General features: G+C 34.4%; 19 protein-coding genes and 1 pseudogene. 8 read left to right on the top strand and 12 right to left on the bottom strand.

Translation table 11 applies throughout. The features are described 5' to 3' along the window. The first annotated feature begins 148 nt into the window (after window positions 1-148). The 5 genes from ABH955_RS17770 to ABH955_RS17750 all read left to right on the top strand — a co-directional run bounded on the left by ABH955_RS17770 (window position 149) and on the right by ABH955_RS17750 (window position 8,411). The gene (locus ABH955_RS17770) at window positions 149-2,827 is read left to right on the top strand and encodes a YfhO family protein (protein ID WP_404454869.1); all 2,679 of its coding nucleotides are present in this window, start codon (window positions 149-151) and stop codon (window positions 2,825-2,827) included. An 84-nt stretch (window positions 2,828-2,911) separates the two neighbouring features. Next, window positions 2,912-3,850: a glycosyltransferase family 2 protein gene (locus ABH955_RS17765; protein WP_000175832.1), complete on the top strand. Its 939-nt coding sequence runs from the start codon at window positions 2,912-2,914 to the stop codon at window positions 3,848-3,850. Window positions 3,851-3,979: 129 nt separating this feature from the next. Then, window positions 3,980-5,572, top strand: coding sequence for an ABC-F family ATP-binding cassette domain-containing protein (locus ABH955_RS17760; RefSeq protein ID WP_404454872.1), 1,593 nt, complete (start codon window positions 3,980-3,982; stop codon window positions 5,570-5,572). A gap of 214 nt (window positions 5,573-5,786) precedes the next feature. After that, the gene (locus tag ABH955_RS17755; RefSeq protein ID WP_002144620.1) at window positions 5,787-7,181 is read left to right on the top strand and encodes an MBOAT family O-acyltransferase; all 1,395 of its coding nucleotides are present in this window, start codon (window positions 5,787-5,789) and stop codon (window positions 7,179-7,181) included. A gap of 12 nt (window positions 7,182-7,193) precedes the next feature. Continuing rightward, window positions 7,194-8,411 (top strand): alginate O-acetyltransferase AlgX-related protein, encoded by a 1,218-nt coding sequence (locus ABH955_RS17750; RefSeq protein ID WP_404454875.1) that lies wholly within the window; start codon window positions 7,194-7,196, stop codon window positions 8,409-8,411. 52 nt (window positions 8,412-8,463) lie between these two features. Here the strand turns inward: ABH955_RS17750 and ABH955_RS17745 are convergent, their stop codons facing one another. Beyond that, window positions 8,464-9,333 carry a TetR/AcrR family transcriptional regulator gene (locus ABH955_RS17745; protein ID WP_404491404.1) on the bottom strand — a complete coding sequence of 290 codons (870 nt, stop codon included), beginning with the start codon at window positions 9,331-9,333 and terminating at the stop codon, window positions 8,464-8,466. Window positions 9,334-9,632: 299 nt separating this feature from the next. Between ABH955_RS17745 and ABH955_RS17740 the strand changes: the two genes are divergently transcribed. After that, window positions 9,633-12,749: an efflux RND transporter permease subunit gene (locus tag ABH955_RS17740; protein ID WP_002034974.1), complete on the top strand. Its 3,117-nt coding sequence runs from the start codon at window positions 9,633-9,635 to the stop codon at window positions 12,747-12,749. Between the two features lie 25 nt (window positions 12,750-12,774). Here the strand turns inward: ABH955_RS17740 and msrB are convergent, their stop codons facing one another. From msrB to lytS, 7 genes and pseudogenes are all read right to left on the bottom strand, one after another. Next, window positions 12,775-13,227: a peptide-methionine (R)-S-oxide reductase MsrB gene (gene msrB / locus ABH955_RS17735; protein WP_404442637.1), complete on the bottom strand. Its 453-nt coding sequence runs from the start codon at window positions 13,225-13,227 to the stop codon at window positions 12,775-12,777. Window positions 13,228-13,272: 45 nt separating this feature from the next. Further along, window positions 13,273-13,740, bottom strand: a pseudogene (msrA, locus tag ABH955_RS17730) (peptide-methionine (S)-S-oxide reductase MsrA); the annotation flags it as partial. 91 nt (window positions 13,741-13,831) lie between these two features. After that, a complete protein-coding gene (locus tag ABH955_RS17725) occupies window positions 13,832-14,875 on the bottom strand; it encodes an AI-2E family transporter (RefSeq protein WP_002089894.1) in 1,044 nt (347 codons plus the stop codon). A 334-nt stretch (window positions 14,876-15,209) separates the two neighbouring features. Beyond that, on the bottom strand, window positions 15,210-15,902 hold the full coding sequence (lrgB, locus tag ABH955_RS17720) for an antiholin-like protein LrgB (RefSeq protein ID WP_002184461.1): 693 nt from the start codon (window positions 15,900-15,902) through the stop codon (window positions 15,210-15,212). Between the two features lie 34 nt (window positions 15,903-15,936). Continuing rightward, window positions 15,937-16,368: an antiholin-like murein hydrolase modulator LrgA gene (gene lrgA / locus ABH955_RS17715; RefSeq protein ID WP_002068680.1), complete on the bottom strand. Its 432-nt coding sequence runs from the start codon at window positions 16,366-16,368 to the stop codon at window positions 15,937-15,939. A gap of 133 nt (window positions 16,369-16,501) precedes the next feature. Continuing rightward, window positions 16,502-17,242, bottom strand: coding sequence for a LytR/AlgR family response regulator transcription factor (locus tag ABH955_RS17710; RefSeq protein ID WP_088293189.1), 741 nt, complete (start codon window positions 17,240-17,242; stop codon window positions 16,502-16,504). Then, window positions 17,220-18,989, bottom strand: a complete 1,770-nt coding sequence (gene lytS, locus ABH955_RS17705; RefSeq protein WP_002089899.1) for a two-component system sensor histidine kinase LytS — start codon at window positions 18,987-18,989, stop codon at window positions 17,220-17,222. Before lytS ends, ABH955_RS17710 begins: the two co-directional genes overlap by 23 nt. A 328-nt stretch (window positions 18,990-19,317) precedes the next feature. Here lytS and ABH955_RS17700 point away from each other — a divergent pair, with 328 nt between their 5' ends. Continuing rightward, entirely contained in the window at window positions 19,318-20,616 is a 1,299-nt protein-coding gene (locus tag ABH955_RS17700; protein WP_016127605.1) for an MFS transporter, read from the top strand. Between the two features lie 119 nt (window positions 20,617-20,735). Here the strand turns inward: ABH955_RS17700 and ABH955_RS17695 are convergent, their stop codons facing one another. Both ABH955_RS17695 and ABH955_RS17690 read right to left on the bottom strand, forming a co-directional pair. After that, window positions 20,736-22,304 (bottom strand): BCCT family transporter, encoded by a 1,569-nt coding sequence (locus ABH955_RS17695; protein WP_404454883.1) that lies wholly within the window; start codon window positions 22,302-22,304, stop codon window positions 20,736-20,738. 361 nt (window positions 22,305-22,665) lie between these two features. Next, window positions 22,666-23,736: a nitric oxide synthase oxygenase gene (locus ABH955_RS17690; RefSeq protein ID WP_002089906.1), complete on the bottom strand. Its 1,071-nt coding sequence runs from the start codon at window positions 23,734-23,736 to the stop codon at window positions 22,666-22,668. A 217-nt stretch (window positions 23,737-23,953) separates the two neighbouring features. Between ABH955_RS17690 and sodA the strand changes: the two genes are divergently transcribed. After that, the gene (gene sodA / locus ABH955_RS17685) at window positions 23,954-24,580 is read left to right on the top strand and encodes a superoxide dismutase [Mn] (RefSeq protein ID WP_199627391.1); all 627 of its coding nucleotides are present in this window, start codon (window positions 23,954-23,956) and stop codon (window positions 24,578-24,580) included. Between the two features lie 88 nt (window positions 24,581-24,668). Here the strand turns inward: sodA and ABH955_RS17680 are convergent, their stop codons facing one another. Both ABH955_RS17680 and ABH955_RS17675 read right to left on the bottom strand, forming a co-directional pair. Further along, complete coding sequence (locus tag ABH955_RS17680) at window positions 24,669-25,613, bottom strand: NAD-dependent epimerase/dehydratase family protein (RefSeq protein ID WP_404491402.1); 945 nt, start codon at window positions 25,611-25,613, stop codon at window positions 24,669-24,671. Between the two features lie 43 nt (window positions 25,614-25,656). Beyond that, window positions 25,657-26,247, bottom strand: coding sequence for an AmiS/UreI family transporter (locus ABH955_RS17675; protein ID WP_002068662.1), 591 nt, complete (start codon window positions 26,245-26,247; stop codon window positions 25,657-25,659). Window positions 26,248-26,344 lie beyond the last annotated feature (97 nt).

Below are 26,344 nucleotides of genomic sequence, written 5' to 3'. Positions count from 1 at the left end.
ACACCATAAATTACACAACAGAAAACTTTATTACTACCGTTAAAAATCGTCGATTCATCCATAGTTTTTCTTCATTATAAGACAATATCTAAATATGGAGAATATGGATTAAATCTTAATAATTGTATTGGGGAGGCTTATTCATTTAATGACTTCAGAGGTAAATAAAAGAACATTTTTTACTAAAAGCACACTTATTATCATTCCATTATTAATAATATGTGCATTTGCTTTTCATTACTTTTTCTTAAAATCAGACAGTGTATTTTCTAGTACGGGAGATGCATTATCACAATTCAGCTTCTTTACATTCCTTTTACAACATGCATTTAAAGATGGGAATTTATTTTGGTCTTGGGATTATGGCTTAGGTGGAGATTTATTCGGGGAATTTAGTTATTACTATAGTACAGCACCATTTTTCTGGCTTACGCTTCTACTTCCTAAACTAAATTTTGACCAAATCTTTGAGATGAAGCTATATATGAGTATTTTAAAAAGTACATTAGCGATGTTATTCATGTATGGTTCTTTACGTTATCATAATAAAACTATTTTTTCTTCTTTCATTTCTGCCATTATATATGGAGGATGTGTGACTTTTATTCGCCATTCTTTATTATGGGATTTCATGGCAGATGCTATAGTGTTTTTACCTTTAGTAATATGGGGATTAGATAAATATATTTTAGAGCGAAAAAAGGGATTATTCCTGCTTGCAACAGCACTTATGCTTGCATCAAATTTCTATTTCGCTTTCATTACTAGTATTTTCATCTATATTTATGCCTTTTTCCAATATTTTGCTACACAGCAGAATAAAACAATTAAAACATTTATAACTTATTATATTAGAATTGCTTTCCTATATTCTTTATCACTAGGTTTAGCCGCTGTTTGCTTTATACCATCTGTAAATGGGGTATTTAGTTCAGATCGACTAGCTACAAAATTTACTATTCCATTATTTTTTGAAGATACGTTTTATAAAAACTTAATAGAAAGTATCTTTTTCATTAATAATACAGAGGATTATCAGCTCGCATTCCCAGTTTTCATCCTCTTCCTTATTACAAGTGCGCTTCTAATACGCAATAAACTTGTCACAAATAAGTTACTCTTTACTGGGTTTATGTTAGTTCTATATATGCTTCCATATACGTATTCCGTATTTAATGGCTTTTCCGCTATGCAATACAGATGGTTTTACTTATTTGCATTTGTAGTTGCGCAAACTGCCGCCTACATTTTAGATTGGATGCTACTTAACAAAAAGAAGGTCAACTCTTTAATAGGTCCTTTGCTAGCAACAGCACTATTTATTTACGCATTCTATAGAAAAGTAAATATAAACGGACAACCACTAGAAACGATTGATAAAATTTTAATCGGTACTACTGTTTTATCTATTATTACAATATTACTATGGCGCTATTTGTCAAAAGCAGTCTTACAATCTTTCATTATATTGAATGTACTGGTCAATGTAATATGTATTAATTACATCTATGCAGATACAGCTCTTAGTAAACACTTTAATCAAGCAGGCGCAACAAAAGAATCATTACATGGTCCAGGTCTCGATAATAAGGATGAAATTGACGCAATTCATTATATACAAAATCAAGATAAAGATTTTTATCGAATTATCAATCCAAACAATAATTATAAGAATACACCGATGCTGCAAGGTTATCATGGTACAAGTACTTATCAAAGCTTAGTCAATCGTGATGTTCATGACTTTATGAAAAATAAGTACAATGTTTTCCAAGGATATGATAGTCCATCTATGTTCTTCCAGTTAGATAAACGACTATTCCTTGAGAACATGCTAGGGGTAAAATATTATGTATTAAGTGAAGGTGCTAATAAAACTGATATTCCGTATGGTTATAAATATTTACAACAAGTAGGTCCTTACAACATTTATAAAAACGAATTTGCACTACCATTAGGCTATGTATACGAAGCTGGAATAAGTGATGAAGAATTTTCAAAACTTAATTTTGCTGAGAGAGATCAACTTTTATTAGATGCTGTAGTTGTAGATAATGTTGGAAGTCTTCCGTTAAAACAATTTAATACAAAACAGCTAGATTCAAAACAAATTAAGATTAATCCAAATAAAATTAAGTGGGAAAATATAGATAAAGAGAAAGATATACTCACTGTTCATGAAAATGGGCGTATAATAGTACCTGTTGATAATACCGATATGTTAGGTGATCTCCTTGTTGAAATTAAAATTAGAAATATAAATAAGGAATCATTTGGGGTTACTGTGAATGACAAATCTATGATAAAAGGTAATGAAGATGGAGCTTATGCTTACCCGTTAGAAAGATTTGTTTACAATTTAGGAAAAGATGCGAAGCCAACTGAGCTAATCATTTCTATCCCTACTCCTGGCCAATACGAGTTGAAAGACTTACAAGTCAACAGTACCAACTATAAAACTGTCCCGAAAAAAGTGAATACTTTAAAAGAAAATAGCCTACAAAATATTTACTATAAAGGTAACTACTTAAAAGGTAATATTAATTCTACTAAAGATGGATTACTATATTTATCTGTACCGTATAGTAAAGGATGGTCGATACAGGTTGACGGTAAAGAAACTGAGTTTACGAAGGCTAATTCTTCCTTTATTGGTGTTCCTATTTCAAAAGGGCAGCATGTAGTTGAAATGAAATACGTCACACCTTATTTCAAAATGGGTCTCGTTATTTCTATCATTTCATTTATCATTTGTATCTCGCTTCTAGTTCTTGGAGATAAGGATCGATATAAAAAATTTAAAAGTCGTTTTAAAAAAAGTTATTAAAATAAAGTGAAGTAAAAGTTGAAGATAATTGCTTGAGCTTTTACTTCATGCCCAGTTTAAAATTACACCTAAGGAGGTCCTAACATGACCCTTTCAATAGTAGTACCTTGTTATAATGAAGAGAAGGTACTCAGAGCTTTCTATTCAGAGACTTCTCTTGAAATTCATAAACTAACTACTGATTATGAATTTGTTTTCGTCAATGATGGAAGTAAAGATAACACACTAGAAATTCTACGTGACCTAGCCGATTCAGACTCAAGTGTGCATTATATATCATTTAGTAGGAATTTTGGAAAAGAAGCTGCTATGCTTGCCGGTCTAAAGTATGCTACAGGCGACGCTGTGGTTATTATGGATGCTGATCTACAACATCCACCCGAACTAATAAAAGATATGCTAGACGGCTATAATAACGGCTATGATCAAGTAATTGCAAAGCGAACTAGAACGGGTGATTCACCAGTACGTTCTTTCGTTTCTAGCTTATATTATAAAGTCATGAATAAATTCGTTGATATTGAGCTAGTAGATGGCATCGGTGATTTTAGACTTTTAAGTAGAAGTGCAGTCGATTCACTACTATCTCTAACTGAATACAATCGTTTTTCAAAAGGTTTATTTTCTTGGATTGGTTTCAAAGAACAAATTATTGAATACGAAAATGTATTACGTTCTGACGGAGAAAGTAAATGGACTTTCTCTAAGTTATTAAATTACGGGATAGATGGTGTAATTTCGTTTAACAATAAACCATTGCGATTATCTATATACCTTGGATTATTAACAACGCTTTTAGCTGTTTTATATGTAATCACTACATTTATTCAAATTACCGTTAGCGGCGTCGATGTACCAGGATACTTTACATTAATTTCTGCCATATTATTTATCGGTGGTATTCAACTCATTTTCCTAGGGGTTATCGGTGAATACATCGGTCGTATTTATTATGAAACAAAGCGTAGACCACATTTCATTGTAGCAGAAAAAAAAGTTAGTAAAGTAAAACAAAAAGCTTAGTAAAAAAGTTACTTCTGTAAATAGAAGTAACTTTTTTACTATTATATTTCCCAAAAAAATTAACGCAAAATAATTCTTGAAAAAAGATACATTTTGAAAGGATAGCATTATACTCAATAATTTAGTATCATGATTCAAGGTACTATTTCAAGTTGGACGGAGGATACTATGAGCTTATTAACAGTAGAAAAACTAGGCCATACATTTGGCGATCGCACATTATTTAAAGATGTATCCATGCGTTTACTAGCAGGAGAACATGTTGGATTAGTCGGTGCAAACGGTGTTGGCAAATCAACATTTATGAATATTATTACTGGTCAACTTATCCATGATGAAGGCCGTGTAGAATGGACACCTGGTACAAATTACAGTTACTTAGACCAGCATACAATTTTAACACCTGGTCGCACAATTCGTGATGTATTAGCTGACGCGTTTTTACCTTTATTTGAAAAAGAAAAAGCTTTAAATGAAGTTGCAGAAAAAATGGGAACGGCAACACCGGAAGAATTAGAGGACCTTCTTGAGCAGATGGCAGAAATACAAGATGCTCTCGAAGCAGGTGGTTTCTATTTACTAGATATGAAAATCGAAGAGGCAGCAAGAGGTCTTGGAATTGATGCAATCGGTTTAGATCGTGATGTTTCAGCACTAAGTGGTGGGCAACGTACAAAAGTATTACTTGCAAAACTATTACTTGAGCAACCAGAAGTGTTATTACTCGATGAGCCTACTAACTATTTAGACGTTGAACATATTCATTGGTTAACGAATTATTTAAAAGAATATCCACATGCATTCTTATTAATTTCTCATGATACGGAATTTATGAATAAATGCGTTGATGTTATTTTCCATCTAGAATTTACAAAAATGACGCGCTATACTGCGACATACGAAAAATTCCTAGAACTAGCAGAAATCAATAAAAATCAACATATAAACGCTTATGAAAAGCAGCGCGAGTTTATTAAAAAGCAAGAGGACTTCATCGCAAAGAACAAAGCTCGTTATTCAACTACAGGTCGTGCAAAGAGTCGTCAAAAACAGCTTGATCGCATGGAGCTTATCGATCGTCCTGAAACAGCAATTAAGCCAGAATTCTCATTTAAAGAATGTCGCGCAAGTAGCCGTTTCGTCTTTGAAGGTGAAAATGTAGAAATCGGATATACACATCCGTTATTACCAAAACTAACAATGACAATTGAACGCGGTGAAAAAATTGCCATCGTTGGTTGTAATGGTGTTGGTAAATCAACATTACTAAAAACGATTTTAGGAAAAATTAAACCTTTAAGCGGTAAAACAAGTCTTGGTGACTTCTTAGAGCCTGCATACTTCGAGCAAGAAGTAAAAGCTGATAATATAACACCAATTGATGACGTTTGGAACACATTCCCTAGCATGGACCAACATCAAGTTCGTGCAATGTTAGCGAAATGCGGATTAAAAAACGAGCATATCTCTCGCCCGCTAAATCAATTAAGTGGTGGCGAACAAGCAAAAGTTCGTTTATGTAAGTTAATGGGTGAAGAAAGTAACTGGATCCTATTTGATGAGCCAACAAACCATCTTGATGTTACAGCAAAGGAAGAACTTCAAAAAGCTCTGAAGGCATATAAAGGGACCATTCTTCTTGTATGTCACGAACCCGACTTCTATGAAGACTGGATAACAAAAGTTTGGAATATTGAAGAATGGGCAGAAAAAAATAACTAAATTATTTCATGTCAGTAAAAAAGGGCCGTTCCTAAAAGGTAATTAGGGACGGCCTTTTTTTATAAACAAAGATTCTTTTCTCTCTCACCACTTAAGAGAACTTCTCACAATATAAAGAAATTAAAAATGTAAATAATATCCTGAATTTTATAAACTTACATTTAGAAGATAATTTTGGTATCATTTAGATAAAATAGGAAAGGAATTAATTAAAATGGTATTTAGTAACCTTGTCTTTTTATGTTTATTTTTACCCGCTGTACTCTTAATTTATTATGCTGTACGCAAAGAACTACAAAATATAGTTTTATTATTTTTTAGTTTAGTATTTTATGCTTGGGGCGAACCCATCTATGTTTTCCTAATGCTGTTCTCTATCTTTGTTAACTATTGGTTTGGTATCTTGTTAGGGAATAGTCGCTTCACAAATGGGCAAAGAAAACTATTATTAACGTTTGCAATTATAATGAACACAGCTATTTTAGGATATTTTAAATACGCAAACTTTTTAGTGGATAATATCAATTCTATCTTCCATACCAATATTATTCTTGAAAAAATACCTTTACCAATTGGTATTTCATTTTTCACGTTCCATGCGATGAGTTATATTATCGATATTTATAAGAAAAAAGTCGATGCTCAACGAAATATCTTTGATTTGGCTTTATACTTTACTGTATTTCCACAATTAGTAGCAGGACCAATTGTTCGTTATAATACAATTTCTCACCAATTACACCAGCGAACTGTTGATGCCGAAAAATTCTCTGAAGGAGTTCGCCGTTTTATTATTGGTTTGGGGAAAAAAGTTTTAATTGCTAACCAATTAGGTGCTATAGCCGATGAGATTTTCGCAATGAATCCTTCTGATATGAGTGTATCATTAGCTTGGATGGGAGCCATTGCCTATACGCTACAAATTTACTTTGATTTTTCTGGATACAGTGACATGGCAATTGGATTAGGAAAGATGTTTGGATTTGATTTTCTAGAAAACTTTAATTATCCATATATCTCAAAATCCATTTCTGAATTTTGGCGTCGTTGGCATATTTCGCTCGGTTCTTGGTTCCGTGACTATGTCTATATTCCTCTTGGAGGAAATCGCGTTACAACTTGGAAAATTTATCGTAACCTCTTCATTGTATGGGGATTAACCGGGTTTTGGCATGGTGCCAGTTGGACCTTTATGATTTGGGGTATTTATTATGGAATTCTAATTGCACTTGAAAAAGCAGGACTTGAAAACCTACTTCAGAAATTATGGAGTCCTCTCCAACATATTTACGTTATGTTTTTAGTTATTATTGGATGGGTATTTTTCCGAGCAGATAATTTCAGTTATTGCCTTGAATTTTTAAAATCCATGTTCGGATTTAACGGTCCATTAACAGACATTAATAGTTATTTCTATGTAATGAATTATTGGGGAATTTTCCTATTAGCTATTATTACTGCAGCGCCCGTATTTCCATGGTTACAAAAAGTGTTATCAACAAAAAGATTTGCTGTTTTATCGCCAATTTATTATTTAAGTATTTTAGTCATTGTTTTAGTATTCCTAACAAATGCAACTTATAATCCATTTATTTATTTCCGTTTTTAAAGGAGGTTCACTATGAAAAAATTTCAAAACCTCACTTTAATAATGGGGTTTCTTACAGTTATTTTTGGAGTGGGTATTTGGACAGCAAAAGTTATCCTTATAGATAAAAAAACATTTTCTGAATTTGAGAACAGAAACTTAGCAATTAGACCTGCTGTAAATGCTTCCACTATAAAAACTGGCGAATTATTTAAAGGTATCGAAACACATTTTACAGATCATATTGGACCTAGAGATTTCTTTCTTGAAAGTTATATAAAGTTCCAATTGTCTATGAATCGAACATTCGTAAACAACATTCATGTTACAAACGATCAATTTATTTTTAATAGGCCTAATATGGAAAATCATTTAAACGATGTTGATGCTGGGGTTCATGAATTAAATACTTTGAAAAAAGATTTTCCTCAAACAGAATTCTATTTTTCTTTAGTTCCTAGTAAGCAAACAGCGTTACAATATAAGCTTCCCTCTTACCTAAATCTTGGGTACGAACAAATACTTAGGGATCACCTTGCTGAGAAATTGGCAGAAACTAAATTCCCTATTATTGATGTATTACCGATGTTTAAAGAAAGTTTTACTAACAAAGAACTAGAACGAATGTATTTAACTACAGACCATCATTGGAATATGGAAGGTGCCTTTTATGCATATGAGGATACGATGAATTTTATTAATTCTCATTCAAACAAATATAAAGGGCAACCAATAAAGAAAGATGACTACACCATTAACTGGGAAAAACCGAAAGGAAAGTTTGTTGGTAGCTGGAATAATCAATTGTACCGCTTAATTGATACTTCATCTGTACAAATTCCGTATGTCCATTATAATTCGGGTGAATCTTGGGACGACTACACAGTTTACTATGGTGCTATTAAAGATGATACCGCTAAGGAATCTATGGCTCAGTTTTACGGAAAAGAAAAAAATAGTCCTGCTCCTGGATATGCTAATGTTTATCAAACGGATTTCCCTGAAATAAACATCATTAATGAAAAGGCAGACAACGATTTACACATTGTTATCTTAAAAGATTCGTATGCTGATGCTACATATCCTTTATTTGCGCGTAATTTTGCTAAAACAACTTTTATTGATCCTCGTTACACTCAAGGAAAAAGTGTGAAACAGCAAATAGAAGAACAAAATGCAGATATTGTATTGTTTATATACAACGACACCAACGTTTATGGTGATATGTATAAATTTCAAAATGTAAAATAAAAACTTATTTTCAACTATAATCAGTGGGATTTCAATCCCACTGATTATAGTCTCAATTTATATAGTAATATCGGGCTAACCTCAATCTAAAATCATTCAAATCATTATACGTTTCCAAATTCGCTAACATCCCTCGAATAACTGGAATCCTTGGATTTTGAACTCTCATTTCGGATTCTAAAACATCTAAAGTGACTAAAACCTCATCATTTTCTAATTGATCAGCTAATGTTCGTTTAAATACAATAATTTCACTTAGAAAATGTTCCTTCACCTGTTCCTTAATAAGCTCGGAACTACAAAGAAATTCTCCTAGTCTCTCTTCATGTAGGACAGGTTCCTCCGAAGATTCTAGAAGCCCCTCTACTAAATTGTCTATCCTTTTTAAAATAAAAGCTGAGACATAGGACAAATCAATTTCTGGTGCATTTAAAATAATTAATTCTAAATACCCACGGCATATCCCTTCCACCATAATTACTAGATCTAACAAGTATGGAATAACCTTTTCACCATAAATGGACAGTAAGCTATTCCGATAAAATGCATGAGACTCTAATTTCATCCTCATCATAAACTCTTCTACTTCTTTATTAAACGGAATTGCATTTTCTCTTGCATGCATAATAATAAATTCTTTATGTTTTTGCACATCAGTAAACTGACAATATAATTGTTTTTCAAATTTTTCACGTGGTAATAAAGATTCTTTTTCAATATCCAGCATTTTCTTCTGAATCTTGTCATAATAATATCGAAGTGTGGCCAATAATAACTCGTCTTTTGATTTGAAATATAAATAAAAAGCTCCTTTTGATATACCACATGCGGTTACGATTTCTTGTACTGACGTTGCATTTACACCCTTAGTTGCAAATAACCTCATAGCCATCTCTATAATTAAGCGCTCTTTTTCTTTCATATTCTCTCTCCTAAATTTAATCTCGCATCTTATGTAAATTCAAACTTGATTTTATTCCACATTAACTGAAAATAAAACTCCCCATATAAAATTTAATGGAGTAAATGGTTTATATAGAAGCCTTTCCATCTATAAAATTCGGTTAGTAAAAGCCAATGATCAGAAAAAGAATAGGAAACCGACTACTTACAGTTTGATTTTATTATACCATCTCTTTTCATTGACGACTGACCAATCGGTCAGTTATATTATGTATTAGACTGACCGATTGGTCAATATAATAAAAAGGGAGCGCAAACATGAACAAAATCATCAATTTCACGTTAAAAAATAAGTTCGCAGTTTGGCTACTAACCATTATTGTTACTATTGCGGGTATTTATTCTGGACTCAATATGAAGCTGGAGACAATTCCTGATATTACAACACCGATTGTAACAGTAACCACGGTTTATCCTGGTGCTACACCAGAAGAAGTAGCCGATAAAATTTCAAAACCAATGGAAGAGCAACTCCAAAATTTAAGCGGTGTAAACGTTGTTAGTTCATCATCTTATCAAAACGCATCTTCTATTCAGGTAGAATATGATTTTGATAAAAATATGGAAAAAGCCGAAACGGAAATTAAAGAATCGCTCGCAAACGTGAAACTGCCAGAAGGTGTGAAAGACCCGAAAGTCTCACGAGTAAACTTTAATGCCTTTCCTGTTATTTCATTAAGCGTAGCGAGTAAAAATGAATCTTTAGCTGCCTTAACAGAAAATGTAGAAAAAAATGTTGTTCCTGGATTAAAAGGACTTGATGGTGTCGCATCTGTTCAAATCGCAGGTCAACAAGTAGATGAAGTACAGCTTGTCTTCAAAAAAGATAAGATGAAAGAATTAGGTTTAAGTGAAGATACTGTAAAAAATATGATTAAAGGTTCGGACGTATCGTTACCACTTGGCTTATATACATTTAAAGATACGGAAAAATCAGTTGTTGTCGATGGTAACATTACAACAATTAAAGCATTAAAAGAATTAAAAATTCCAGCTATCCCTTCATCACCGAATGGTCAAGGTAGTCAAAACGCTGGTGCTGGAACACAAGCACCACAGATGAATCCGGCCGCTATGAATGGCATACCAACGGTTACATTAGAAGAGATTGCTGATATTAAAGAAGTTGGAAAAGCGGAATCCATTTCTCGAACGAATGGAAAAGAAGCAATCGGTATTCAAATTGTGAAGGCTGCTGATGCGAATACAGTTGATGTTGTAAATGCAGTTAAAGATAAAGTAAAAGACCTTGAGAAAAAATATAAAGACTTAGAGATTATTTCAACATTCGATCAAGGTGCGCCTATTGAAAAATCAGTCGAAACAATGCTTAGCAAAGCTATTTTCGGTGCTATCTTTGCGATTGTTATTATTATGTTGTTCCTGCGAAACATTCGAACAACACTAATCTCTGTCGTTTCTATACCACTTTCTTTATTAATTGCAGTTTTAGTAATAAAACAAATGGATATTACCCTTAACATTATGACACTTGGAGCAATGACAGTTGCTATTGGACGCGTTGTTGATGACTCAATTGTTGTTATTGAAAATATTTACCGACGTATGTCTTTATCAGAAGAGAAATTACGTGGGAAAGATTTAATTCGTGAAGCTACGAAAGAAATGTTTATCCCGATTATGTCTTCTACAATTGTGACAATCGCTGTATTCTTACCTCTTGGGCTTGTAAAGGGTATGATTGGTGAAATGTTCTTACCATTTGCTTTAACAATTGTTTTTGCCCTACTTGCTTCCTTACTTGTGGCAGTTACAATTGTGCCGATGCTAGCACATTCCTTATTTAAGAAGGAAAGCATGAGAGAAAAAGAAGTACATCATGAGGAAAAACCAAGCAAATTAGCAAACGGCTATAAACGTATACTTGAATGGGCGTTAAACCATAAAATTATTACATCAAGTATCACAGTCCTCCTATTAGTAGGCAGCCTTGCACTTGTACCAATCATCGGTGTCAGCTTCTTACCATCTGAAGAAGAAAAAATGATTATCGCAACGTACAAACCTGAGCCAGGTCAAACGTTAGACGACGTTGAAAAAATTGCAACGAAAGCTGAAAAGCATTTCCAAGATAAAAAAGACGTCAAAACGATTCAATTCTCATTAGGCGGCGAAAACCCAATGAGCCCTGGTCAAACAAATCAAGCGATGTTCTTCGTTCAATATGATAACGATACGAAAAACTTTGAAAAAGAGAAAGAACAAGTCGTTAAAGATTTACAAAAGATGTCTGGAAAAGGTGAATGGAAAAACCAAGATTTCGGAGCAGGTGGCGGTAGTAACGAAATTAAGCTATACGTTTATGGAGATAGCTCTGAAGAAATTAAGCCTGTCGTGAAAGACATTCAAAATATCATGAAGAAAAATAAAGATTTAAAAGACATAGACTCTAGTGTTGCAAAAACATATGCAGAATATACTTTAGTCGCTGATCAAGAAAAGTTAAGTAAAATGGGGCTAACTGCTGCTCAAATTGGAATGGGACTTTCTAATCAACATGACCGCCCTGTTCTTACAACAATTAAAAAAGATGATAAAGATATAAATGTATATGTAGAAACTGAAAAACAAAACTATGAAACGATCGATGACTTAACAAATCGTAAAATTACAACACCACTTGGTAATGAAGTTGCTGTTAAAGATGTTATGACTGTAAAAGAAGGTGAAACTTCTAACACAGTAACACATCGTGATGGCCGTGTTTATGCAGAAGTTAGTGCAAAACTAACATCTGATGACGTTTCAAAAGCATCTGCCGCTGTTCAAAAAGAAGTAGATAAAATGGATCTTCCTTCTGGTATAGATGTTTCTATGGGTGGTGTTACACAAGATATTCAAGAATCATTCAAGCAACTTGGCTTAGCGATGTTAGCTGCGATTGCCATTGTATACTTCGTTCTTGTTGTTACATTTGGCGGTGCCCTTGCACCATTCGCAATTTTATTCTCGCTACCATTCACAATCATTGGTGCACTCGTTGCCTTATTAATTTCTGGCGAAACGTTAAGCGTATCTGCGATGATTGGGGCTCTTATGCTAATTGGTATCGTTGTAACGAACGCAATCGTGCTCATTGACCGTGTTATTCATAAAGAAAATGACGGCCTATCAACACGTGAAGCATTATTAGAAGCTGGTACAACACGCCTGCGTCCTATCTTAATGACTGCAATTGCAACAATCGGGGCTCTTATCCCGCTTGCATTAGGATTTGAAGGTAGCGGCTTAATTTCTAAAGGACTTGGCGTAACAGTAATTGGTGGATTAACAAGTTCAACATTATTAACACTTCTTATTGTTCCAATCGTTTATGAAGCATTAAGCAAATTTAAAAAGAAAAAAGTAAAATAAAAAAATAACCTCGCTGACTGCGAGGTTATTTTTTATTCCCAAACAAGATTAGGAAATCACCATATCCTTCTTTTTCTAAATCTTCTTTTTGAATAAAGCGTAGCGCTGCCGAATTAATACAATAACGAAGGCCGTTTTGTCCCGGGCCGTCTGAAAATACATGCCCAAGATGTGAATCTCCTTCTTTACTTCTCACTTCCGTACGCGTCATATTATGGCTAACATCCATTTTTTCTTTCACACTAGCTGACATAACTGGTTTCGTAAAACTCGGCCATCCACAGCCGCTATCGAACTTATCGAAAGAAGTAAATAATGGTTCCCCCGAAACAATATCTACATAAAGCCCTTCTTCTTTATGATTCCAATACTCATTTTGAAAAGGCGGTTCTGTCCCATTTTCCTGTGTTACATAAAACTGCATCTCGTTTAATCTTTCTTTTAAATGAGCATTATTCTTTGGCCAATGTTGTTTAATAAAAGCATCTCGACCTGAGCCTTTACGATATAACTCATAGCGAAATGTATTCTTCTTATAATATCCTTGGTGATATTCTTCAGCTGGATAAAACGTAGCAGCTGGCAATATTTTTGTCGCAATTGGCTTCGAAAAATGCCCACTTTTCTCGAGCTCTTCTTTTGAAGCCTCTGCCTTTTTATGTTGTTCTTCATTATGATAAAAAATCACCGTTTCATAAGACTGCCCGCGGTCGTGGAATTGTCCCCCTATATCAGTCGGGTCAATTTGTCTCCAATATATATTTAACAACTCTTCATACGGCATTTTATTTGCATCAAATGTAATTTGTACTGCTTCATAATGCCCAGTTGTTTCCGAGCACACTTCTTTATACGTTGGATCCTCTTTATGGCCACCTGTATAGCCTGAAACAACCTGTATAATCCCTTCCATCTCTTCAAATGGCGAAACCATACACCAGAAACACCCTCCGGCAAACGTAGCTAACTCTATCTTTTCATTTACAGCCATTATTTCACCCCTATTCTATCTTCTCCTTACAGTATGGCATAAGGAACGTCATGTTATAAAAGAAAAAGCATCGAACATCGATGCTTTTTCTTTACTTCACTTTATTTTTTTCAACGTCCTTCTCCATTTCATCACTTGTCACATCTAAGACATCTAATAAGAAAATGAAGATTGGAATACCGATAATAAGTCCCCACACACCTAAGAAATGCTCAGAGAAAATTAATACCATAAATGTGTAGAAGATTGGTAAGTTTGTTTTTTGAGACATAAACTTCGGATTTAATACATAGCTCTCAAGTGCATGAATTACTGTTACGATAACTACAATATAAACGACATACATAATACCGCCAATATTGTAAGCAATCATACAGAGTGGGAATAACGAGATAATAACACCCGCCACTGGAATTAAACCAAGCAAGAAAATCATTAACGCTAAACCTAGTAATTGCGGGAATCCTAATATCCATAATGCAATAACAGATAAAACACAGTTAACAATTGCAATTAAAAATTGTGCTTCGATTACTTTTCCAAATGAACGTGCAAATTTCTTTCCGAAATACTCTATTTCGTTATAGAAAATTGCAAGTCGGCTTTCTTTAAATTTCGAAGTAAAAGCAACGATACGTGCTTTTTCAAGTAAGAAAAATAAGCTTAAAATTACAGAAAGTAAAACTTGAAGGCCAAATTTCCCAACATTCGTAATAGATTTATACAAAATGTCTACGCCTTGCCCCACATATTTAGAAAGCTCCATATGATTAACAGCATTAACTGCATACTTAATTAATTCACTATCAGGTGGATTTCTTAAAAATACATTAAATTGATAAATCAATTGTGAAATTTGTATTGTTAATACCGGTAAATATTTAAATAGCGTAATGGCAATTCCTGCCACTAACATTACATATAAAAGCGCTATAATAATTTTTCGATTAATTGGCATGAAATGATCTAATTTACGAGAAATAAACTTTTGGAATCGATCCATTAAATACGTCAACATAAACGTAATTAAAATTAAATTTAACATACTTTGCATCCCATACAATATGAGAGCAAGTAATACTAATACGATTAACCTCTGAAATCCTTTGCTTTGAAACAGGTTTTTTATTTGCATAATCGACGAGTACTCTCTCCTGTCCTATAAAGTAAAACGTTAACAAGTAGATCTCTCTCTATTTTCTACTTATAATTATCCTTTAATATTAAAGCCATTGCGAGCAATTTATATTCAACCCTAACCACCCGTTAATTGTGCTATATATTATGTTACTTCTTATTTTACAATACAATGACCTATTTCAGAACGCATTATACGTAGTATTAATGAAGATTTAAGGAAACTTTTATCCTTCAATAGGTCTTACCACTACTGTAACATAAAAAGCAAGCTATCAGTAGAAATCCGTCCTACAAATAACTTGCTTTTATATTTTTTTTAGTAAGTTTTATCATCCAATAAACGGCATGAACATTGGAATAACCACCACTGTTACGACACCAACCACTGTCACAGCGATACTGGCCATAGCTGCTTCTACTTCACCCATTTCGATACCTACTGCAACCCCTAACGCATGTCCTGCTGTTCCAAGCGCTAAACCTTTAGCAATCGGGTGTTTCACTCTAAATGTTTTTAAGAATAACGCACCTAATGCGTATACGATAACAGCATTAAAAATAACTGCAAATGATGTAATTGCTGGAATACCACCGATACTTTCAGATATTGGTAATGCAATTGCTGTTGTCGCTGCCTGTGGTAGCATTGAGTTCATTACAGCTGTGTTTAAACCAATTGCTTTTGCGACAATGAACACCACAACCACTGAACAAATAGATCCAACCACGATAGCCGATAAAATTTGCCACCAATATTTTTTTAACTTATCAACTTGTTTATATAATGGAATTGCAAAGGCGATTGTTGCTGGCTCTAAGAAGAAACTAATCATCTTCCCGCCCGTATTATATTCCTCAAAGGTAAAGTTACCTACCTTTAAAAATACAATCCCTAATACCATTGCTACGAATAGTGGTGTAAATAAGAAGAATCCTTTTGAGTGTTTGAATAAAAACGTTCCGATTCCGTATGCAATTAACGAAACGACGATTCCAAAATATGGAGTCATTGTGCTTGCCATGTTCATTCCCTCCTAACAATATATACTAAATTGGTTACGCAACTTTTCCGTGCTTACGTCCTTTATTTACTACTTTCAATTCTTTCGTATCTTCTATTTCTTTATCGTCTTTTCCTAAAATAAATTGTGCAAATAATCCTGTTACAGCGAGTAAAATAATTGTTGCGACAACAATTACAGTTAAAATTTGTACAAAATATTGTCCCATTACACCGAGAGAATTAATAACCGAAATACCTGATGGAACGAAAAGGAATCCGATAATACCTGTTAAGGCCGTTCCGAATGATTCAACTTGTTCCAATTTAATAACTTTTAAACATAATAGGCTAAATAAAATAACTAATCCGATCACCGATGAAGGCATCGGAATTGGTAAATGTGTTGCAATAATATTAGAAACTAACATAATAGCTGAAAATATGAATGCTTGTGATAAGAAACTATATACTTTTTTCGTACTCATTTTGGCCACCTCTTTCGATTTGGTACCTTTATTGTATAAGATAAAAATAAAACTGTAAGCGTTTACACAACAGAACGTCAAATATACAAAATTAGTTACAAAAATAGGAAGACGAAATACAAAAAGCTGCTTCTTAAATACGAAGCAGCTTTTTAAGTTCTTTTGCATATGTACGGCTAACCGGGACTTTGGATCCCTCTTTCATAATTAAGTTATAAGTCGAATTAAACCACGGCTGTATCTCAGAAATATGATTAATATTAGCAACGAAACTACGATGAACACGCATAAAAATTGTTTGTGGTAATTTCTTTTCCAAAATGACAAGCGTATCATGTGTTACATATGTTTCTTTCATTGTTTTTACAGTTACTTTCCCATCTACAAGCCCTACATAAATAATATCTTCAATGTTAACAAGTACAATTGATTCCTCAATTGGTAATGCTAATTTATGCATCTCGGCCGTTACATCTACACTCTTTACATCTTGCTTTGTTTCTAACTTTGTTTGCTTTTGTTTTTTATATTTCTTTAATGTCTGTACGATACGTTCTTCATCAAATGGCTTTAAAATGTAATCTAACGCATCTACTTCAAATGCTTGCAATGCATATTGATCATAGGCAGTAGCAAACACAATTGAAGGTGGGTTTTTCATTTTCTTTAATATATTTGCGATTTCAAATCCATTATCATCAGATAATTGAATATCTAGAAAAACAATATCCGGTTTGTTTTTCATTAATTCTTCTAATGCATCCTCTACACAATCCGCCTCACCAATTATCTCTACTTCTTTTGTTTTCTCTAATAAATATTTCAATTCATCCCGTGCTAACATTTCATCATCAACTACTAATACTTTTAACACTCCGTTTTTCCTCCTCTACTTTTTTCGGAATCACAAAGAGGATCTTTGTCCCTTGCTCTAATTCACTTTCAATTTGAAGCATTGTCTCTTTCCCAAATAACCCGATAAGTCGTTCATTAATATTATATAAGGCTGTTCCCGTCCCTTTCTTTGATGGAACTACCATTTTTCCTAATTGCTCTAGACGTTCACTCTCAATCCCTTGTCCATTATCCTTTACTTCAAAGTGAACCATCCCTTCTTTTTCAAACACATGTACCTCGACTTGGCACACTGGCTGCTTTTTCGGAAAAGCATGGCGCAATGCATTTTCAACTAATAGCTGAAGCACAAATGGTGGAACTAAAGTCACCTTTAGTGCCTCTTCAATGTACATCTTCACTTCATACTTATTCGGAAACCTCGCTTGCTCTAACGATAAATATGCATGTACATGATTCAACTCTTGTTCTAATGGAATAAGTAATTGTCGTGCCCCTTGCAAATTACAACGAAAATAAACGCTAAGCTGCAATAATAATTTCCTCGCTTTTTCTACATCTGTTCGGCATAAAGCCGATACGGTATTAATTGCATTAAATAAAAAATGCGGATTGATTTGTGCTTGCAACGCTTTTATTTCGGCATCTTGCAATAACTTACTTTGTAACTCAGCTTCACCTAACTCAAGCTGTGTGGAGAATATTTTCGCTAGCCCTTCCGCTAACTCTTCTTCAACACGACTTAATTGATTAGGGTTTTTAAAATAAAGTTTTAATGTTCCTATCGTATTTCCATGTGAAGTTAATGGAATAACAACTGCCGCTTGTAATGGACACCCTTCATGTTGACAATTAATAATCTCACGTGATTTTGCCTTCATTATTTTCCCTGTTTTTAATACTTCTTTTGATAAACCTGTTATTAAACTGTGTGAAGGAATATGATGATCTGATGCTAATCCAACGTGAGCTAAGATTTCCTCTGTATCTGTTAAGGATACCGCATCTGTTCCCGTAAAGCGGTGAATAATTTGTGCCACATGTTTACAAGACTCTTCTGTTAACCCTTGGCGGAAATATGGTAACGTCTTATCAGCAATTCGTAATACTTTATGCGTTTGCAAAGCTTTTGCGTTTTCTTCTTGTCGTAAAATAGCTAGTATCATCGAAAGTAAAATGAAACTGCCAAAACTATTTACAAGAATCATCGGTAGCGCAATTGTTTTCACAACACTAAGTCCATCTTCTATAATTAATAGAATCATAAGCATTTCTAAAGTAACGATAAAAACACTTAAAATCGCAGAAAATTTAGGAGTAATAGTACGGTTATATTTTTTGAAAATGTATCCAATATAACCTGTTATAATCCCAGCCAAAATTGATGAAATTGCACAACTTACTGCCGTCGTCCCGCCAAGCATATAACGATGAATACCCGCAATAGAACCTACTCCAATTCCGACGATAGGACCGCCAAGCAATCCACTAATTCCAACACCCATGATTCGTGTATTCGCAATTGTGCTGGATGATGAAACACCTTGTAACCAATTTTCATTCATAATAGTATTTCCTGCTATTTCAATCCCTGTGTAATTGCTTACAATTGTAAACACTGAAAAAATACAAATAAGCTTAAACTTATCTACATATCCGTCCTGCTTATGAAGAAGACGCCGGAACGTTTTAATATGAGAGAGTAAAAATCCTAAAATAACAATAAGTCCGACGCGTTCAATCATCATAAGTACTAAATTTAGCATCTGTGATTCATTCCTTTTTATATTAGTTAGTTTTATTATGGGAAAATAATGAAGCGTGCGTCAAGGAGAATGAAATGTTTTTTGAAATATTTTACACATAACTACCCCCTCTTTATTTGACAATCTAACAGAAGAGTGCTAAAAATAAAGTAATATAATACAGTCCTTTAACCCAACCCCGTGAGGTTGAGAAGGAAGTCGGAATATACTATACGTATGGTCTTTTTTAGGGATACGTATGCTTTTTTGGCCTTCTCATCATATCAGGTGAGAAGGCCTTTTGTTATTCTTCCATAGCGACTGTAGAAGAAAATAAGGAGGAGTAATGATGAACGTCACTACTGATGTACAATCAACAACAGAGGAGACGAAAGAGAAAAGATATAAAACATTGTTTGGTTCTGCGCTAGGATATGCAGCAGAAGGTTTAGACATGTTGCTCTTATCTTTCGTACTCGTCTACATTTTAAAAGAATTTCATTTAAGCCCTGTTGAAGGTGGAAACTTAACATTAGCTACCACAATAGGAATGCTAATCGGGTCTTATTTATTTGGATTTATTGCTGATTTATTTGGGCGTATCCGTACGATGGCCTTCACAATCTTACTATTCTCACTAGCAACAGCACTTATTTATTTCGCAACAGATTATTGGCAATTATTAATTCTTCGCTTTTTAGTTGGAATGGGAGTTGGTGGTGAATTTGGGATTGGGATGGCCATCGTAACTGAAACATGGTCTAAAGAAATGCGCGCTAAGGCGACATCCGTTGTTGCACTTGGATGGCAATTTGGCGTACTAGTCGCTTCACTCCTTCCGGCATTTATCGTCCCGCATTTCGGATGGAGAGCTGTTTTCTTATTTGGACTCATTCCCGCTCTACTAGCTGTTTACGTCCGCAAAAGTTTAAGTGAACCGAAAATATGGGAACAAAAACAACGATACAAAAAAGAATTGTTACAAAAAGAAGCTAAAGGTAATTTAACAACTACTGAGGCAGAACAACTAAAGCAAATGAAAAAGTTCCCACTTCGAAAGTTATTTGCCAATAAAAAAGTAACGATAACAACAATTGGTCTTATTATTATGTCATTCATCCAGAACTTCGGATATTATGGAATTTTCACATGGATGCCAACTATTTTAGCGAATAAATATAACTACACATTAGCAAAAGCGAGCGGCTGGATGTTCATCTCTACGATCGGCATGCTAATTGGAATTGCGACTTTTGGTATTCTAGCCGATAAAATTGGTCGACGTAAAACTTTTACAATCTATTATGTCGGTGGTACTATATACTGTCTCATTTACTTCTTCTTATTCACAGACTCAACATCATTGTTATGGGGAAGTGCATTGCTTGGATTCTTTGCCAATGGCATGATGGGGGGATTCGGAGCAATTTTAGCTGAAAACTATCCTGCTGAAGCTCGCTCGACAGCAGAGAACTTTATTTTCGGTACAGGACGTGGGTTAGCTGGATTTGGACCTGTTATTATCGGCTTACTTGCTGCAGGTGGTAATTTAATGGGAGCATTATCTCTCATCTTCATTATCTATCCAATCGGTTTAGTTACAATGCTATTATGTGTCCCAGAGACGAAAGATAAAGTATTAGAATAGATTGAAACTATACGAAATGTTTATCCAAATACTGTCCCCTCAGGAAAAGTATTTGGATAAATAGCAAAGAGGAAGCATCTCAAATGAAATGCTTCCTCTTCTTATATAAATACAATTATTTATTTTGATTTACTAGCTTTTTGGAACAAGAAGCTAGTTTTATCTTCTTCTTTTACAATACCTTGTTTTAACGCTAATTCCCCTGCGACTTTAGGCGCTAGCCATAGCATTGGGAATAACAGAATAGATACTGGAACAGCCGTCACTACAATGAAGGATTGTAAGGCGTTAATACTCCCCTCACCCATATATAAAAGAATCGCCGCAACTGCGCCCATAATAAGCGACCAAAAAACTCGCAAACTAATTCTAGGATCTCCATCTCCAGTCACTGCCATTGAAATCGAATAAGCCATTGAATCTCCTGTTGTCACTACAAATAAAATTGTTAATAAAAGAAATGCAGGTCCAATAATATTAGATAGTGGCAGTTGCTCTGTGATTGCAATCATAGCCGCTGGCATACCAGATTCACTTAATGCGGTCGAGATAGAACCAGGATTCATTAACTCATAAAACACACCTGATCCCCCTAGTATAGTAAACCAAAACGTTGTAATAATAGGTGCAATAATTCCAATTGCAACGATGATTTCTCGGATTGTTCTTCCTCTTGAAATTCGGCTCACTAAAATTGCCATCATCGGTCCATATCCAATAAACCATCCCCAGAAAAAGATTGTCCACGATCCTAACCAAGCTGTATCACCACGATATGTGCTCATTGGAATAAATTCATTTATATAAAATCCAAACGAAGAAACAAATGAATCGATAATAAATCCACCTGGTCCAAATAGTAATACAAATACCATTAATAGAACTGCTAACCTAACATTTAAATTACTTATAATTTGAATCCCTTTATCAATTCCTGTTACCGCAGATATAGTAGAAACAGCTACTACACAAACAATAATGGCTAATTGAGTAGTAAACACATCAGGAATGTTAAACAATGCTTGTAACCCATAACTTGCTTGCAAGCCTAAAAATCCGATTGGACCAATCGTCCCTGCAGCTACCGCAATAATGGCAAATACATCGATCATTGTTCCAAGCCAACTCTTTCGCAATTTCTCTCCAAAAATAGGATATAAAAGCGTTCGAGGTTTTAAAGGCATATCTTTATGATAATGCCCGTACATCATAACTACCGCACTAATTGTACCTAAAATCGTCCAAGCCAGGAAACCCCAGTGCATATAACTTTGTGCTAAAGCCGGCATTACCGCTTCTTTCGTTCCAGCAGTTATACCTTCATTTATTGGTGGCACCGTCATCAAATGGTACATCGGCTCTGCGGCTGCCCAAAAAACGCCACCTCCAGCAAGTAATGTAGACATAATAATAGCGAGCCATTTTGTCGTACTAATCTCAGGTTTTTCTAGCCCCCCAAGTTTAACTCTCCCATATTTTGAAAACGCCATACACATTGCAACAATAAATGTACCAATTAATAAAACCTGCCAAAAGGCACCAAAATATTTAATTGAAGCTGCAAAACTGCTATTAATGGCTCCCTCTACGTAACTTTTATTTAAAATAACTGCAATTACAAATAATAAAAGTGAGCCACCACTAATAAGAAATACAGGCCAATCCGTTTTTCGACTCTTCATCCTCATTTACACTTCCTCCTTCCTCAGCAATCTAAAAAAACAACTTTATTATGTTTTCTTGTTTACACCCAAAACACAATGATTATATAAGTATAATAATTCATCAATTTCCTACACACTTATGTTGTCCCTAAAAATATGCTAAATCCCTTATTTAAAAGAAAATTTCTATTCCTATTACATAAAAAAGCAAAACAAAAGACCTTATATTTCTATAAGGTCTTCGAAACAGAAATTTGATTATAACATAAGGAACTCCTTGGTTCAAAAAGCCCTTTCCAAAAATAGCCGATAGTAAAGGCTTCCATTTGCTACGTAACAGTAATTAAAAAAAATTATATTTTGCAGAAAAAAACTATACTAGCTATTATTTATGAAAGAAATTCGGCTTCAAAATTTCATTTGGATACGGTTTATGATAAATATGAGTGGTAGCTGGCGACAACGGTGGAATGAGCCACACCCAATTACCTGTTACAACCCGTCCACATGCCGCTTCCTGCTTCTCAAATTGTTGAAATTGTTGTGCAGCTGTATGGTGATCTACAATACTAACTCCTTGTTTTTTAAAAGAATGTAAAACAGCCACGTTTAATTCAATTAGCGCCTTGTCTTTCCATAACGTACCGTTTCTCGATGTATCGAGCTTCATCATCTCCGCAACAGCCGGAAGTAAATTATAGCGATCATGATCCGCTAAGTTACGAGCCCCAATCTCCGTTCCCATATACCATCCATTGAACGGGGCTGCCGTATAAGAAATACCGCCAATTTCTAAGCACATATCTGAAATCATTGGAACCCCATACCATTTTGCTCCAAGTGACGAAATCGGGTATTCTGGGTGTTCAATTGGCACTTCTTTTACTTCTTCTCTCGGAATTTCTTTATATATAGGTGCCTTCCCGTTTATAGAAAACACAAGTGGCAATACATCGAAATTCGTACCTTCTCCTTGCCAGCCAAGTTCCTGACAAAAATCTGTAAACGCAGTGGAATGAGAGTCACCAATCACTCCCATTTCTGTTTTATATCCTGCATACCGAATCAATTGGTGATTATAAATTCGTATATTATTTTCTTCACCTTGATATTGCTTAAAAATTGTAATTGTCGGTTTAACTTTCCCATCGTTCGTTGCATATTTAATATGATGAATTAATGCATTGTATACACCTTCCTCATCATTTACCTCACGTGCATCTAATATGTGCATCTTACTCCAAAATAGTCTTCCGATACATCGATTACTATTGCGCCATGCCATTCGTGATCCATGAACAAGTTCTTCAAATGTATGCTCATACGTCCCCGTCTTCTCTATCTCAACTTGAATTTCTTTTATTCTCTCTTCTATGAATTGTTCTTTATTAAGCTCTTTATAGCAAACCGTAATAAAATGACTCGCTTCCTCTATTAATTGTTTCGTTTTACTCATAAACGATCTCCTTCTATTTCAACAAAACGTTACTACTTTACAGTATAAGCAAAAAGAATAAGAGTCACAAATGAAATTCGAAGTGTTACTTTTATTGTAATATTTTTCAGAAAATTAAAGAGATTACTATTGACTTGTATAAAAAATAGGTGTATTTTTGACTCAGGTAAATTATTTTTACCTAGACCAACTTTTTAATAAGAAAGGAGGGAATGTTATGTCTTCATTTCAATTGCCAAAGCTTTCATATGACTATGATGAACTAGAGCCATATATCGATAGCAACACGCTTTCTATTCATCATGGAAAGCACCATGCGACATACGTAAATAACTTGAATGCCGCTTTAGAAAACTATACGGAATTACATAATAAATCTTTAGAAGAGTTACTATGTAATTTAGAAACTTTACCAAAAGAAATTGTTACAGCTGTCAGAAATAACGGTGGTGGACATTATTGTCATAGTCTTTTTTGGGAATTAATGAGCCCGCGAGGTGGCGGTGAGCCTAATGGAGACGTTGCAAAAGTAATTGATTATTATTTCAATACCTTTGACAACTTAAAAGATCAACTTTCCAAAGCAGCTATTAGTCGTTTTGGAAGTGGCTATGGATGGCTTGTTCTTGACGGTGAGGAACTTTCCGTTATGAGTACACCCAATCAAGATACACCTTTGCAAGAAGGTAAAATTCCATTACTCGTCATCGATGTATGGGAACACGCCTATTATTTAAAGTATCAAAATCGGCGTCCAGAATTTGTTACCAACTGGTGGCATACGGTGAACTGGGACCTGGTAAATGAAAAGTATTTACAAGCAATTCAATCACAAACACATTAGTCGTGCGTATAAGGTAAATTTGGTAATGTAAAATTAGTATTGTCGAAATCCTCCAGAATCCCCCGGATTGCCACCGGGGGATTTATGATTATTTCATTGTATTTATGTAATAACGTAAAACTTTTTCCGTCTCTAATTTCAACTCTCGGAACGGGAATCCTAATTCACGAGCCTTTCCATTATGTAACGTACAATTAATCACTCCATTATAAGGAGCTATATTATCTCCTACTTCTTGAATGAGCGCTTTTCTCCCGGTATTCTCTTCTATGAAACGAATAACTTCTCTGGTAGAAACCACCCCGTTACTACAAGCATTAATTGGCCCTTCTATGTTTCCCATCCCGCACCAAGCTAAAAACTGTCCTGCTTCCTTTTCATGTATAAATGACAACTCTCCATCTACATGATCCACAACGATAGACTCTTGTTTCACAACATGTTCAACGTAAAATTGTAATCTTTTCGTATAATCGTTTTCTCCAATAACAACTGGAAAACGCACTGCGACAACTGGAAATGTTGCATGTTGAAATAAAACTGCTTCGGCTAATCGCTTACCTTCACTATAATTGAAATCATTCCTACCTCCATACGTAATTGTATACTCGTACGGATTGAAGTTTTCTTCTAACAGGCCTAGCGCAGGCTCATAGACAGCCATTGAAGATGTCATAATGTATTTCTTCGTTTTTCCTTTTAGCACTTCACATATTATCTTCGCTGCATTCGAGCTATAGCATAAATTATCGTATACGATATCATAACTTTTACCTTCAAAACGCTCTTCTAGTAGCCTCTCATCTTCTCTATCTACAATCAGTCTTTTTACTGCACCTTCAAAGGAATCTTCAGTAACTCCCCTCGTCGCAATCGTTACATCATGTCCAGCTTGCAACAGTACTTCTACTAAATGTTTACCAAAAAATCTTGTTCCCCCTAGCACCAATACTTTTTTCACCTTCATCATCCCCGTTTTCAAAAATTGTAAAATACTACCTCTATTATTATAAACGCTAAAATAAAAAAACATGGAATCAGTTTAACGATTCCATGTTTTTTCTACACACGATACATTAACGTACTCGATATTTAAAAATACAATAGCAGCAATATAAAATAGAAATTACTGATACATAAACCCATAGTTCATATATGAATCCCTCGCCCCATACTCCCATAAAATAAAAGAGTGAAGGCAACGTCAATGTTACCCATGATTGTACAAAGGCAATTCTGCCAAGATATTGATTGATATTCTTTTTTTGTGCATTTAATACAAAGAATAAATACCAAAGTAATGCCCACATAAACCATGTTAACGCATTAACAACATCGTGGAATTGAACAAATGAAACAATCATATAGAATAAAGCAATAATTGCTACCCAAATACAGAACCAGCCTAGTCCACTACTATCCATTCCTTTAATAAAAGTAACGCCTACATATAAATAAGTTAAACCAAATAAAAAAGTAGCCGCATATGAATATACCGTCCAATTACTTTGATCAGAAATCATAATCAAATAGAACGGAATGATAATTTGTAATGCCCCCACAAATAAATTAAAGACACCTGCACTTTTCATCTCTACTTTGCCTAATATGACAAGACTATTTAAAAATAAAGCTGCACCTGAAAGTAATAATCCTACGTAACCCATATATATTCGTGTGAAAATCTTTCCCTTTCACACTTTTAACCTCCCCACAATATAAAGTGATACTTTATCCCGCATTAACGAGCAGTAAAACTCCCAC

Origin of the sequence: Bacillus sp. RC240 (genome assembly GCF_044907945.1) — a bacterium.
GTDB lineage: Bacteria > Bacillota > Bacilli > Bacillales > Bacillaceae_G > Bacillus_A > Bacillus_A mycoides.
The sequence above is the reverse complement of the archived record's forward strand: the minus strand, read 5'-3'. Positions and strand labels throughout refer to the sequence as shown.